Genomic DNA, 14,595 nt, shown 5'->3' on the forward strand with positions numbered 1-14,595 from the left:
TTCAATAGCGGACATGGCATATGAGACTGTATGTATGATGAAGACATTCGGAAGATTCTACTGGATCGACTCTTTACGTGGTGCAGCAATACTGCTAGTGATTCATTTGCATGTAGTTAATAGAGTCTATCAGGTAATTGCTGATGCTAATAAATTCTTGGAGAATTTTACAACTCTCATAGCTCCATTAAGAATGCCATTATTATTGTTCTTATCAGGACTATTTGTAAGCCATTCAATATCAAAAGGTAGTATTCGGTTTTTTAAGGGTAAAGTTAATAATATATTGTATCCTTATACTGTTTGGACAATAATAACATTCTCTCAGATGTATTTTGTGAATGAATTAACAGGAGAGGTATTTAACAAATCTCTTCTAGAAGCCTTCTTATTTCCAATCGCACATATGTGGTTTCTTTATAACTTATTAATCTACTTTATAATTATTTATTTTTTGAACAAAGTTACTTATGTCCTACCTTTAGTTTTAAGTCTTTTGAGTTATATAGTATTAGTTTCTAATGACATAACTAACTTTCAGTTAAATAAGTTTGTTTCGTTATTCTTCTTCTTTTCCTTGGGTTCGTATTTAGGTCAAAATATAAGTAAGTTAACTAAAATTATTCTAAATATCGATATAAAGGTATTAATAATATTAGGCATAATAGGAATATTTTCAACAGTAGAAAATTTACTTTTATATAATGGAGGTTCTTATACACTCTGTTATTCCATTTCTTGTTTATTACTTATTCCTGCTATTCTAAGATTATCCACGTTCTTAGGTGAAATAAAGCCTTTAAGATATGTAGGAGAGAATTCATTAGTTATTTATCTAGTACACTTGCCTATAGCGAATGTACTCTTATATTTTTTTAAGTCAGGATTTACTAATAATTACGTAATACTATATATAATAATGATGATTTTAACTATATTAATTAGCTTGCTTATCTTAAAAATTAGCAATAAAAACAAAATTTTTTCAATATTTTTTAGATTAGCTAGCAAAAATAAATAGGTTAAGAGAGGTATAGCAAGTAAACTATATTCGGTTATTTTTTATTACGTTCAAACCCAACTGGCACACTCCCTGCACCATAGCAATTATCACATTAATTGATAATAATGCTATGAAGTATCAATATCATACTGCCGCAAATCGTCACCTGACACAATCAGGCAGCGCGCAATCTGGCTATACCTTGATAGAGCTAATGATCGCCGTCGCTATCATCGGTATCTTGGCAGCGACAGCGACTGTCAGCTATCAGACGCAGATCAGAAAGACTCAGATTATGACTATTTATAAAGAAATAAATCACTTTCGTCTGCCATATCGCACACTGATTGACAATGGCGCAGGGGTGACAGATTTTAGTCCTCGTGGGCTAAATATGCCAGCCCAGACCAAATATTGTCAGTTTAGTGTCACAGCACCGCTGGCTGGCAGTACGACAGCAAATGCTATTATTTGTCGTATTCACAACCTGCCTTATTTGCAAGCGCAGACGCTCAGCCTTGATTATTTAGCGGATGGGACGTGGCAGTGTCAGGCAAGTGCAGGTATCAAAGACGCGTATTTACCACAAGCTTGTCAGTAGTTATGATAAAAAACCACCGAACAGCAGTTGCCACTCGGTGGTTTTTTATTGACGGGGTTTTATCCCCGCATCAAAGTGCGATCAGGCTGCCTACTTCTCTAAATACTGAATTTTACCTTCGACGCCGTCCCATTTGGCGGCTTCTGGCATCTGCTCTTTCATCTCTGTGATGTTTGGCCATTTTTGCGCCAGCTCTTCATTTAGCTGAGTGAACATCTCTTGCCCCTTCGGCACCTCGTCTTCTGAGAAGATGGCATTGGCCGGGCATTCAGGCTCACATAGCGCGCAGTCGATGCACTCATCAGGGTCGATGACCAAAAAGTTTGGTCCTTCATAAAAGCAGTCCACAGGACAGACTTCCACACAGTCGGTGTATTTGCAAAGAATGCAGTTATCTGTAACGACAAAGGTCATAGTGATGTCTACCTGTTATTGATTTGGCTGATATGGTGCCTGTATCGTCAGCGCCTACCGCGGCGAGTATGACGGCGATCGCGATACTCAATCGTCGCGGCAGTCTACTTAATGATGCACCATAAGGCTAGAGTAACTAAAAAACTAGATTGACTAAAAACAAGCCACATTTTAGCGCCTTTATGCTGATTTGACAATTCCCTTTAGTGACTAATGATATCCTTAAGATGATAGAGCAGGTCATGCGCTTGTTTGGGCGTTAGGTTGTCAGGGTTGATGGCCGCCAGCTCGTCTTGTAAGCTAAATAGCTGATTTTGCTGTGGAATATCTGCCGCTGCTTGCTCATGGCTTAGAGGGTTGACCTCTATGGTGGTCAGCGGTCTTTGATCGTCAAGCTGGCAATTATCCATTCGCGACTTAGCTAAGTCGCTTTTGTCATCAACGCCTTGAGAGTCATCAACGGCTTGAGCGTCATCAACGCTTTGAGTATTCGCCACCATCGTTGGATGATCGCGCAAGTAGCGTTTGGCGTCACCAATCACCGATGGCGGAATGCCGGCCATCTTGGCGACATGGAGTCCAAAGCTAGAGCTGGCCGCGCCGTCACGGATTTGGTGCAGCAGTAGTAGTTGCCCATCGATTTCACTGGCGGCGACATGGACGTTACGAATACCTTTATTTTGCGCAGCCAATTGTGTCAGCTCAAAGTAGTGGGTGGCAAACAGGGTCAGGCAGCCGATCTCAAGCAGCCTATTGACACAAGCGTGGGCGATGGCCAGCCCGTCGGTGGTGGCAGTACCGCGGCCGACTTCATCCATGAGCACCAGTGATTTATCGGTCGCTTGGTTTAAGATATTGGCCGTCTCGATCATCTCGACCATAAAGGTCGACTTGCCGCCTGCCAGATCATCAGCCGAGCCAATACGGGTAAAGATGCGGTCGATATCACCGATGCGCGCGCTGGCTGCTGGCACAAAGCTGCCACAGTGCGCGAGCAAGACAATAAGAGCGGTCTGGCGCATATAGGTGGATTTACCGCCCATATTGGGGCCTGTGATCATCAGCAGGCGCTCAGGATGTCCTTCTTTAGTATTGGCACTGCCCAGCGCGCAGTCGTTGGCGACAAAGGCATGGGCGCGCACAGGTTTGCTGGTGTGTTGGCTGAGGTTTTGGCTAAAAGTCTGTGTTGCGCCTTGCGCGGCTGGGCTGCTGGTATTGTCGGGGGTTAATGCCGCCTCGACCACCACATGGCGGCCTTGCTGGATGTCGATACTGCTCTGGTCGATACGGGTTTGGCTGCTGTTTTTTAACAAGTTACCATCGTTTGAATCGTTAGTCATAACGGGACGTTGCCAATTATAAAGGGTCGCAAGCTGCGCCCAGTTGCTGAGCACATCTATTTGGGCGATGGCGGCGCTTAGCTGCTGCAATGCGGCCAAATGACTACTGAGTATCGTCAGCAGCTCATGATATAGCTGTTTTTCGCGAGTCAGTGCTAAGCTTTGTGCGCTTAGGTACTCAGTCTCGACTTCTTTTAGCTCATCGGTGATAAAACGCTCACTACTCTTAAGCGTCTGCCGCCTGATAAAGTGCGCAGGTGCGTTTTTGGCTTGCATTTTGGGCAGCTCAAAATAAAAACCGCTGACTTTATTAAACCCGACTTTTAGACTGGGTAGCTGGTTGTCCTGACGGGCGCGCGCGACCATCTCATCTAGTGTCACTTGGATGTTGTCATGTAGGTGTGTGAGGCGATCAAACTCGGCGTCATAGCCTGCTGCCAGCATACCGCCATCGCGGATATGAGCAGGCGGCTCTGGGATAATGGCACGCTCGATCAGCTCAGCGACAGATTGCACCTCAGGCAGCTGCGCGGGCAGTTGCTGCATGAGCATGGCCAGCAGTCCTGCCTGCTCGTGATGGATACCTGCTTGCTCTAATAAGGTGCTCAGCTGCGCGCTGCTGTTGATACCGTCCACTAGTTTGCGCAAGTCTCGCGGTTTGGCGCTCATCAGGCCGATGCGGCTGGTGATGCGCTCGATATCACCGATGGCGCTTAGCGTGTCGCGTATATGGCTGACCAGTGAGGGACGCTGTAGCTGCGGACTATGCGGACGACTGTGCTTGCTGCTGTCAGCTGGGTTGTCTGCTTGCAAAAGTTTGTCTATGGCGTCTAGGCGCATATTGATACGCGCATGCTGGCGCAAGGGGCGTTTCATTTGTTGCACCAGCAGGCGACGTCCCATTGGCGTTTGGCAGTGACCCACGACCGAGACCAGCGATGTGCCGCTGCTACTGACTGGAGCAAACAGCTCAAGGTTTTGTTGGCTACCGGCATCGATGATCAAGTAATCATCGCTAAACTCGACGATAAGCTGATTGACCTGCGGCACATGACGCTGCTGGGTTTGCTGCGCATAATGAATCAAGGCGGCACAGCTAGACTGGCTAAGCGGGGCGTCATGGATACCAAGCCCATCGAGACGCTGCACCCCAAATTGCTGACAAAGGGTATCTGCGGCATGGTCGCGGTGAAAGTCATTGGCAGCGACTTCGATGATCGGGCAGTCAAGGTGTTGTCGCAGCCATAGCGGCCAGTCGGTATCAGCACTGCCAGTAGCATCGCTTAGTGCTTCGCTGATGATACATTCGCTAGGGGCGAAGCGGGCGAGCACCGTCAGCATCTGCGTTTGTAGGTCATCGTAGTCATCATGATTGGCGCTCAGGCTCTGAGTGGTCAAGGTGCCAGCGGCTAAGTCGAGCTGACTGACGGCGGCCTGTAGTGGCTGCTTGCTGTTTGCGCGCGGCTGGGCGATATCGATTGCCACCACGGTCGGCGTGTGGTTGGGCGCGATCAGCGCGTCATCCGTGATGGTGCCTGCGGTCAGCGTTTTGACCACTTCACGGCGCATGATACCAGTGGCCTTGCTACTCTTTTTTTGTTTATCGCCCATCGCCGATGGGGCAGATGAGGGGCTGGCTGCATCGGTTGATGCGTCGTCCACTTGCTCACAGACGACCACTGTCTGACCTGCTGCGATGAGCCGTGCCATGTAGCTGTCGGCGGCATGAAACGGCACACCCGCCATGGCAATGGTATTGCCTGCTTTGTCGGTGCCGCGGCGCGTGAGCGTGATGTCTAGTATTTGCGCGGCGCGCTTGGCATCATCAAAAAACAGCTCATAAAAATCACCCATCCGGTACAGCAGCAGCGCTTGTGGATAGTTGGCTTTCATGGTTAGATATTGCACCATCATCGGCGTGTGATCGGCCAAATGATAGACAGTATCGCCGATAAGTAGCTGATCGGCGTCTGCAGATTTGGTAGCGCTTGCCTTGGATGAAGGCTGTTTGGCCGCGGTATCTGTTGTGGGCGCAGGATGGCTAATACGAGCGTGCGGGGCAGCAGTGTTGACGGTCATGCAGAGTCTCTTATGGTACTTAAATGGGTTTGCTTAGAAAGAATGCGTATTTTTTAGAATAAATCAGGGATGCAGGTTGGCAGTTATTTGCGTTTATTGATATCGCGAAACAGCTGTTAAATTAAGGGTATAGGCGCTATTTTAACACGTTCAGCGCTGTTTTTACGTCGGCAAATATCCGCTCACAGCCCTTGTATCCATCAGCGTCATAACCATATATAATGACGGCACACTTAATTGGGCGATACTTAGTTGGGCGCAGTATCATAAAATAGCGCGCAGTATTAGATAAACTGCGCCGAGTGACGACAAGCACCCAGCAGGGTGCGACGCTAGGCATTGGCTAATGCGCACTAATTATCGAATATTTCCATAGGTCAAAAAATTATGTTATCAAAGATTATAGGCAGTGTGGTTGGCACCAAAAATGACCGCGAACTAAAACGCATGCGCCGCGTGGTCAGTAAGATCAACGCACAAGAGGCTGAGATACAAGCCCTGTCTGATGAGCAATTACAACAAAAAACTGCCGAGTTTAAAGCGCGGCACCAAAACGGCGAGAGCTTGGATGCGCTATTGCCAGAAGCGTTTGCTGTCTGCCGTGAGGCGTCATGGCGCGTCAATGGTATGCGCCACTATGATGTGCAGCTGATCGGTGGTATCACCTTGCACGAAGGCAAAATCGCCGAGATGAAAACAGGTGAAGGTAAAACCCTCATGGGTACCTTGGCCATGTATCTAAACGCCATCAGCGGCAAAGGCGTGCATCTGGTCACGGTCAACGACTATCTTGCGGCGCGTGATGCGGAGCTCAACCGCCCACTCTTTAACTTTTTGGGTATGACCGTCGGCGTGATTTACTCACAGCAGCCGCCACAAGAAAAAATCGACGCCTATCAAGCCGATATCACGTACGGTACCAACAACGAGTACGGTTTTGATTATTTGCGTGACAACATGGTGTTTAGCCTCGCTGAGAAAAAACAGCGCCCGCTGAATTTTTGTATCATCGATGAGATTGACTCAATCTTAATCGATGAGGCACGTACGCCGCTGATTATCTCAGGGCAAGCCGAAGACTCTTCACGCATGTATGCGCTGATTAACACCATCATTCCACGGCTTAAGCGCTCAAAAGACGAAGAAGCCAATAAAAATAACGAAGATGAAGATTTTTGGATTGATGAAAAAAACCGTCAGATTGAGATTAGCGAAAAAGGCTATGAAAAAATCGAGCGTTTTTTAACAGAAGTCGGTGAGCTGGGCGAAAACGAGAGCTTGTATAGCCCAAGTCGCTTGCCGCTGCTCGCGCACGTCCAAGCGGCCATTCGCGCTCACCATGTGTTTGTCAAAAACGTCCACTATATCGTTGACGACGGTGAAATCATCATCGTCGATGAAAACACGGGCCGTACCATGCCCGGTCGCCGCTGGTCAGAGGGCCTGCACCAAGCGGTAGAAGCCAAAGAAAACGTCGAGATTCAGGCAGAAAACCAAACGCTTGCGACCACGACTTTCCAGAACTATTTCCGTCTTTATGACAAACTCTCTGGTATGACGGGCACGGCCGATACCGAAGCGGCGGAGTTTAAATCCACGTATGATTTAGACGTCGTCGTGATTCCAACGCACGAGCCGATCGCCCGTATCGACATGGACGATCAGATTTTCTTGACCAAGCTTGGTAAATACAAAGGCATCATCCGCGAGATTAAAGAGATTCAGGCCAAAGGTGCGCCGGTACTGGTCGGTACAGCGACGATTGAGGCCAGCGAAGAGTTGTCTTATCTGCTCGATCAAGAAGGCATTAAGCACAACGTCCTAAACGCCAAGCAGCACGAGCGTGAGGCAGAGATTATCGCGCAGGCAGGTAGCCCAAAAGCGGTGACCATCGCCACCAACATGGCAGGCCGTGGTACCGATATCATCTTGGGCGGTAACTGGCAGTCGTTTATCGAAGACATCGATGCGGTCAGTCCAGAAGAGATGGCACGCCTAAAAGCAGAATGGCAAGTCAAACATGACCAAGTCGTGGCCGCTGGTGGTCTGCATATCATCGGCTCTGAGCGTCATGAGTCACGCCGTATCGATAATCAGCTACGTGGCCGTGCCGGTCGTCAAGGTGACCCTGGCATGTCGCGCTTCTTTTTATCATTAGAAGACGATTTGATGCGTATCTTCGCAGGCGACCGCGTGGTCAATATGATGCGCGCCATGGGACTAAAAGAAGACGAAGCCATCGAGCATAAGATGGTCTCAAAATCGATCGAAAACGCGCAAAGTAAAGTCGAAAGCCGCGACTTTGATGCCCGTAAAAACCTACTCAAATACGATGACGTCGCTAATGAGCAGCGTAAAGTCATCTATAGTCAGCGCGATGATTTGCTCGCAGAGATGGACTTAAAAGAGGCCATCGATGTCATGCATCATGAAGTCTATAATGCCATGATCGATCAGTTTATTCCGCCAGGCTCTATCGATGATCAGTGGAATATCGACGGCCTAGAAGATGAGCTAGAGGATGAGTTTAAAATCTCGATGCCAATTAATGATTGGCTGGATGAAGACCGCCGCTTAGATGAAGAAGGCTTACGTGCCAAAATCATCCAAACGGCATTGGATCGTTATCATACTCGCCGCGAGCAGATGGGCGAAAAAGACGCCGCCCAGCTTGAGCGCCACTTTATGCTGCAAAGTCTGGACAAGCACTGGAAAGAGCACTTAACCCAGATGGATCAGCTACGTAAAGGTATCCATCTGCGCGGTTATGCACAAAAAAACCCAGAGCAAGAGTACAAGCGCGAGTCTTTTGAGCTGTTTCAGATGATGCTTGGTGCTATCAAGTCTGAGACCGTACAAGACTTATCACGCGTGCACATTCCGACCAAAGAAGAGTTAGAAGCGCTAGAGGCGCAGCAGCGTGAAAACGCCGCGCAAATGCAGATGCAGTTTGAGCACAATGATGTCGATAACTTAGACAGCAACGCCGGTGCCGCGCAGCCACCAGCGCAAAACCGTAACCAAGCAGCAGGCGCGACCGCCGCTGGTATGACGGCCGGTGCTGCAGGTACGAATGCCAGTGCGAGCGCTGCTGGGGAAAACCCATACGCAGGTATGCATATCAGCCGTAACGCGCCTTGTCCTTGCGGCTCAGGCCTGAAGTACAAGCAGTGCCACGGCAAGATCTAGGCATATCAAGCAGTTTAAATGAGATGTTTGCAGGCCCTTATCTTGCACAGATAGGGGCTTTTTTATAAAAAGGGTTAGGAACACCAAGAAAGACGTTAAGTGTCTTTTTTGGCTTGCAGACAGCCTTTAGAAGCAGGTAAATGCTCACTGTTTTTGTATGGATTGTTTACAAATTGTACATAGGCGTGCATTTAGGGACACGCTATAGTATTTAACATATTTGTTTTGGAGAGTGTGATGAACGTAGAATTATTAAAACAATTTCGAACCTCTGTCGTTTTAACGGGCTTATTGGCTGGCATTATGACTGTCAGCGCTTGCCAAAAACAGCAAGAAACTGAGCCTAGCCTAGAAGAAAGCATCAGCGAAGAGCAATCTGTACCGATGTCTGCTGAGCCTGCCGAGCCAAATGATGTGGTAATGGACGCGCCAGCTGATGAGGTGGCAGATGATACGGTCGCGATGGTCAATAGCGGCGTCACTCAGATGACCTACTCATGCTCGCCAGCACTAGAGGTAAAGGCAACTTATAAAGACGCTGATAATCAAGTGGTCATCGAAACTGCCAATGGCACTGCGACTTTGACCAAAACCAATGATGCGAGCAACCCAGAAGTTTTCAATCTCGATACCGCCATCGATGGTGGCGTAGGGTTTGTACAGTGGCGTGTGGCGCATACAGAGCGTGAGACAGGTATCATGCGTACCGCTGGTGCCGATGCCGATAATGTCAGCACTTATGAGTGTAAAAAATCAGCCGAGCCTAGCGCCGATGGGTCAGCTGCCTAACCATGCTGTCGTGATTTTATCATTAGATAGCTAACCAACTAAACAGCTAACCAGCAGTAAGAGCGAGACTGCAGCTAGACAACAGCTGATACCCTTATATGGTTATATTTAGATTTTACTACTAAGCATTGATTCGATAATTTACGCAAAAAGCAACGCTAACACAGCGTTGCTTTTTTTTGCCGTATTGCCTTGTATCGTCTTTACGTCGTCAGCTTGCTTATCGTGGGCTTCTGATAAAGCTGCTATAGTTAATGCACATTAAAATGCGCATATCGGTTTTATTTTCAATTGGCTTTATCATCAGTGGCATGATGCTCATGAGCCAAAAACCCTTCTTCAGTGACATCAAGCTCTTCATGCTTCAAAGTCACCTGAATACTATCGGTATGGGTATGTGTGGTTTTGTTGACATCAACTTCTTGAATGGCAAATGTCTCCTTGGTAATGGTAGCAACTTGACGAGACAAAACGATCTCAAGCGGTGCTTCATCGATCTCAATCTGTTGGCCATTGACCGTCACCACCGCTTTGCTATCTAGCGCAGGCTCGACGTGACGCAAAATATCTTTATCATCGTACTGACCTGATAGTAAGTCTTGGCTTTCGGCATCGTGGTATTCAGTACGAATGGTAAGATACTCTTCTACCAGCTCTATCGGCACATCGATGGTCTTGGTGCGACGGTGTTTGGTCACTGTGACTTTGCCGACATCAAGACGCTCTTTATTGACTACAGGGCGCTCTTCTAGCAGCTCTAAATGACCAACCTCTTGTGATGAGGGGTGCCGGTCAGCTGCTGGATCTGTATCTTCGGCCACCTGCGTGGTGTCTTTATGAAGAGGAGTGGCTGATGTAGAGATGCCATTGTCTTTTGATGGGTCGCGGTTGGAGTCGGTGACGGCATTAGGGTCAATGGTCATTTTGATATCCTTATATGGTGAAATACTATCAATGTCATGGCGCAAGATCGATATGCTACTTGTGAAAGCCAGAAAAAAAGGCCAGAGACATGCTCTGGCCTTTATTTGCTAAGTGACGCTGCCTCCTATCTCATAGTGCAGCCGTACTTAGCTGTAAGTGGCGACTATGGTTGGTGTACTTATCATATTATTATAACCAATCAGGGAGTAGGCCAGTATAAGGCTGTTGTGGATTACATACCGCGAGCACGGCGTACGTCTTCGGCAGTGATGTCGTCACGATTGACGATGTTGCCTTCACGGTCTACCACATTACCATCACGGTCGATGTCGAGCTCTTCGCGCTGGATGGTTTCGACGATCGTCTCCGTATGGCGCTCAGTTGTCTTACCGACGTTGACTTCTTCTGCCACATAAGTGTCTTTGCCCACGCGTGCACGCTCTACTTCTAGCTCGACTTCGATAGTTTCATTACCATCGATATCTCCGATGCGGCGATCGGTTGGGCGATCGACATTGGTACGCTGGATGTTGGCATGCTCTTCTTCTAGCTCGACATCGACGTTGCGCTCTTCTGTGACCACATGTTTACCGACTTTGACCAGACCTGCTACGATACGATCTTTATTGACGGTTAGACGCTCTTCTAGTAGCTCTAGGGTGTTTGGCGCCTCATAAGCATGATCAGCAATCTCCATACGCTCAGCTTCTGGTACGCTGTCTGCGACAAAGGCTTGGCGGTCTTTTTCATACTGCTCTTTATAGCTGTACTGATAATCATGGTCGTATACTTCCATCGCTTCGACTTGCGCTTCTGTTAAGCTGTCGAAGAATACATCATCACCGACGATACGTGCCAGACCTGCTGGGACAAGGACTTCTTTTGAGCTAAACCAGCCGCCTACATCTACGATCAAATAACGAATACGGCCTGTGGTGTCCTCTACCAATGCACCTTCGATTTTACCGATTTTTTCTTCATTGACACCATAGGCAGTCTTGCCCGTTGGGTCGTAGTAGTCATCACCGATTAGGTCGCGGTGTGTGGCTTGGATGTCTTTTAAACGGATTAGCTGGCTCATTATTGTCTTCCTTTTTTATGAGTTTATTATTGATTATTAAAATGACAGCGTTTGGTTAAGTCATTGAATGTTACCTTGGTAGTTGCTGCCTCAACTTGTAATTATCGTAACACCCTGATTTTAGATGAGGTATATAAGCAAGGTAGCAAAGTGTGCGCTTGAGGTAATGACGTGTAATAGGCTGTAAGTGGCATAACAGAGTAAGGGGTACAAGTTAACGCGTTTTTACACGGTGCAATAATTTGGCTATTTTGGGAAATGACAGACATAAAAAAACCGCATAGCATATCGCCGTGCGGTTTTGATACATTTAAGAGCTTGATATATTAAAGAATAAGCAGCCTGACTGCTATTAAGGCTTATACTAATCTAAATAGGTACCTTATTAATCAGGCAGTTGCTGATTAAGCAAGCTCGATGGCTACCGCCACGGCTTCGCCGCCACCGATACATAAGGTCGCCACGCCTTTTTTGCCGCCTGTACGCTTAAGTGAATTGATCAAAGTGACCAAGATACGCGCTCCAGAGCATCCAACTGGATGACCAAGAGCACAAGCGCCGCCTTCGACGTTGACTTTGGCATGGTCAATGTTTAGCTCATCCATCGCCGCCATCGTGACCATAGCAAAGGCTTCATTGATCTCCCAAAGATCGACGTCAGCGATCGACCAGCCAGCATTAGCAAGGACTTTTTCGATTGCGCCAATTGGTGCAATGGTAAACTCGCTTGGATGACGAGAGTTAGATGCGGTAGCGATGATACGTGCTTGATAGTCACGACCTTCTTCTTTGGCTTGTGATTCTTTCATCAACACGACAGCTGCTGCACCGTCTGAGATTGAGCTGGCGTTTGCGGCGGTGATGGTACCGTCTTTGGCAAACGCTGGACGCAGGGCAGGGATGCGCTCGGCGTTGGCCAGACCTGGCTGCTCATCGGTATCGACCGTTTGCTCGCCTTTGCGGGTTTTAAAAGTAACGGGTTCGATCTCGTCTTTGAAGTGATCGTCTTTGATTGCTGTCAGCGCACGATTGAGCGATTCGATGGCAAACTCGTCCATTTGCTCGCGTGTATAACCTTTTTCGTCAGCCATTTCTTGAGCAAACATACCCATCAGCTTGCCCGTTTCTGCGTCTTCTAAACCATCTAAAAACATATGGTCTTTGACTTCTTTGTGCCCCATACGGTAGCCTGCGCGCGAGCCTGGCATGATATAAGGAGCGTTGGTCATCGACTCCATACCACCTGCGACTGCGACCTTAAAGCTGCCCGCTTTGATGCCATCGTGAGCCTGCATGACTGCTTTTAGGCCTGAGCCGCACAGTTTATTGATAGTGACCGCGCCCGTCGCATCAGACAAGCCGGCGTTGCGCATCGCTTGGCGGGCAGGACCCTGACCTAAGCCTGCTGTCAAAATACAGCCCATAATGACTTCATCAATACTGTCGACATCGACACCTGAGCGCTCGACAGCGGCTTTAATCGCCGCCCCGCCAAGCTCGGTTGCGCTCACATCTTTTAGCGAGCCTTGAAAACCGCCCATAGGAGTACGGGCACCGTTTAAAATCACAATTGCATCATTTGACATCGTTATTATTCCTTTTTACGTATTTAAATGAACGTGTGGCACTTTTTGGCCAAACGCTGACAGGCTAGCAGCTATCCATCTTGCTGTTGTTTATGCTAGCTCATCTAGGCGAATGCGTACTACTTTATCAGTAATTGTGTCTAGTTTTTCGATTTTTTCGATGGCCAGATTCATGCGGCGCTCAACCACAGGCAGCGTCAAGATAATGACAGGCACCTGACCAACCTTGTGCGCCGGTTTCTGCAAAATCGCATCGATATTGATACCTGCATCGCTGAGGATACGCGTGATATCGGCCAGCACTCCTGGACTATCATAAGCATGGACGCGCAAGTAGTAACCCGTGGTCATCTGCTCGGCGCGTAGGATCGGTGTGTCAGATAATTGTTCAGGGATAAACGCTAGGTGCGGCACATGGTGACCGTTGTTGCTTGTATCGTCGGCATCCTTGCTACCTAACACACGTACCAAGTCCATGACATCTGCCATCACCGCCGACGCGGTCGCGCCTGCACCGGCACCATCACCGCAGTACAAGGTCTGCCCGAGTGGGTGTGAATTGACCAAGACTGCGTTTTTTACGCCATTGACATTGGCCAAAAGAGCGTCTTGCGGGATGAGGGTCGGATGGACACGCAGCTCGATACCAGTCGCAGCATCGTCGCCTGTGCCATCACGGCGCACCGCAAAACCTAAATGCTTGATACGATAGCCCAGCTCTTCGGCGTAGTTGACGTCTTGTAAGGTGATACCTGTGATGCCTTCGCAATATACCTTATCAAACTGTAGCGGGATACCAAAGGCGATAGAGGCCAATAAGGCCAACTTATGCGCCGCATCGATACCCTCGACATCGAAGGTTGGGTCGGCTTCGGCATATCCTAATGCTTGGGCTTCGCTCAGTACATCAGCAAACGGACGACCCTTATCACGCATTTCTGTCATGATAAAGTTGCCCGTGCCGTTGATGATGCCGGCCAGCCACTCTACTTTATTGGCCGCCAAGGCTTCACGCATCACCTTGATGATTGGAATACCGCCTGCGACTGCTGCCTCGTATGCCACATGGACATGGTGCTCTTCTGCAAAAGCAAAGATCTCATTGCCGTGTTCGGCGAGTAAGGCTTTGTTTGCGGTGACCACATGCTTACCGTTTTTGATGGCATGCATGATGACTTCGCGGGCGAGTGTGGTGCCGCCGATCACCTCGATCACGATGTCGACATTGTCGCTTGCCGCAATTGCCATCAAGTCACTGCTTTGCATAATATTGGGATCAATATCATCACGATGACGGCGCGTACCCACTTCGGTAATGGTAATGTCTTGGCCGCTGCGGCGTTTTAGCTCATCTAAATTGTCATTGATTAGATTGATCACGCCCGTTCCGACGGTGCCTAGACCAAGTATCGCTAGTTTGATGGAATGACTCACAGTATCCTCAAGAGGTTAAATATAAGACGCCCAGCATAACACTGCTATCAGATAAATGCGCTGGTCGTATCGAGCATACGGTAGGCGCAAATGTCGTTTGTGATAGGGTTATCAAGGCGTCATTATCGTTGAATAAAAAAGACTCACATTGATGT

The 14,595-nt window shown here is 48.2% G+C and carries 10 protein-coding genes; 4 read left to right on the forward strand and 6 right to left on the reverse strand.

Annotated features, from left to right (window positions below; translation table 11 throughout):
- Window positions 1-34 precede the first annotated feature (34 nt).
- Both ACNFVB_RS02630 and ACNFVB_RS02635 read left to right on the forward strand, forming a co-directional pair.
- Window positions 35-1,021, forward strand: coding sequence for an acyltransferase family protein (locus tag ACNFVB_RS02630; RefSeq protein ID WP_430738008.1), 987 nt, complete (start codon window positions 35-37; stop codon window positions 1,019-1,021).
- A 112-nt stretch (window positions 1,022-1,133) separates the two neighbouring features.
- Window positions 1,134-1,604, forward strand: coding sequence for a pilin (locus tag ACNFVB_RS02635; protein WP_430738009.1), 471 nt, complete (start codon window positions 1,134-1,136; stop codon window positions 1,602-1,604).
- A 90-nt stretch (window positions 1,605-1,694) separates the two neighbouring features.
- On the opposite strand, the gene fdxA is transcribed toward ACNFVB_RS02635, so the two are convergent.
- Both fdxA and mutS read right to left on the reverse strand, forming a co-directional pair.
- The gene (gene fdxA / locus ACNFVB_RS02640; RefSeq protein WP_011279554.1) at window positions 1,695-2,018 is read right to left on the reverse strand and encodes a ferredoxin FdxA; all 324 of its coding nucleotides are present in this window, start codon (window positions 2,016-2,018) and stop codon (window positions 1,695-1,697) included.
- A gap of 203 nt (window positions 2,019-2,221) precedes the next feature.
- Window positions 2,222-5,272 (reverse strand): DNA mismatch repair protein MutS, encoded by a 3,051-nt coding sequence (gene mutS, locus ACNFVB_RS02645; RefSeq protein WP_430738457.1) that lies wholly within the window; start codon window positions 5,270-5,272, stop codon window positions 2,222-2,224.
- A gap of 552 nt (window positions 5,273-5,824) precedes the next feature.
- Between mutS and secA the strand changes: the two genes are divergently transcribed.
- Together secA and ACNFVB_RS02655 are read left to right on the forward strand one after the other, a co-directional pair.
- Window positions 5,825-8,626, forward strand: coding sequence for a preprotein translocase subunit SecA (gene secA / locus ACNFVB_RS02650; RefSeq protein ID WP_430738010.1), 2,802 nt, complete (start codon window positions 5,825-5,827; stop codon window positions 8,624-8,626).
- A 237-nt stretch (window positions 8,627-8,863) separates the two neighbouring features.
- Window positions 8,864-9,415, forward strand: a complete 552-nt coding sequence (locus ACNFVB_RS02655) for a hypothetical protein (protein ID WP_430738011.1) — start codon at window positions 8,864-8,866, stop codon at window positions 9,413-9,415.
- A gap of 287 nt (window positions 9,416-9,702) precedes the next feature.
- Here ACNFVB_RS02655 and ACNFVB_RS02660 read toward each other — a convergent pair whose 3' ends face one another.
- The 4 genes from ACNFVB_RS02660 to ACNFVB_RS02675 all read right to left on the reverse strand — a co-directional run bounded on the left by ACNFVB_RS02660 (window position 9,703) and on the right by ACNFVB_RS02675 (window position 14,440).
- On the reverse strand, window positions 9,703-10,338 hold the full coding sequence (locus ACNFVB_RS02660; protein WP_430738012.1) for a YsnF/AvaK domain-containing protein: 636 nt from the start codon (window positions 10,336-10,338) through the stop codon (window positions 9,703-9,705).
- Window positions 10,339-10,571: 233 nt separating this feature from the next.
- Window positions 10,572-11,420: a DUF2382 domain-containing protein gene (locus tag ACNFVB_RS02665; RefSeq protein WP_430738013.1), complete on the reverse strand. Its 849-nt coding sequence runs from the start codon at window positions 11,418-11,420 to the stop codon at window positions 10,572-10,574.
- Window positions 11,421-11,824: 404 nt separating this feature from the next.
- Window positions 11,825-13,006 (reverse strand): thiolase family protein, encoded by a 1,182-nt coding sequence (locus ACNFVB_RS02670; RefSeq protein WP_192994417.1) that lies wholly within the window; start codon window positions 13,004-13,006, stop codon window positions 11,825-11,827.
- Between the two features lie 90 nt (window positions 13,007-13,096).
- Entirely contained in the window at window positions 13,097-14,440 is a 1,344-nt protein-coding gene (locus ACNFVB_RS02675) for a homoserine dehydrogenase (protein WP_201584188.1), read from the reverse strand.
- Between the last annotated feature and the right edge of the window lie 155 nt (window positions 14,441-14,595).

This window comes from Psychrobacter sp. VH5, assembly GCF_050572635.1.
GTDB classification, from domain to species: Bacteria; Pseudomonadota; Gammaproteobacteria; order Pseudomonadales; family Moraxellaceae; genus Psychrobacter; species Psychrobacter celer.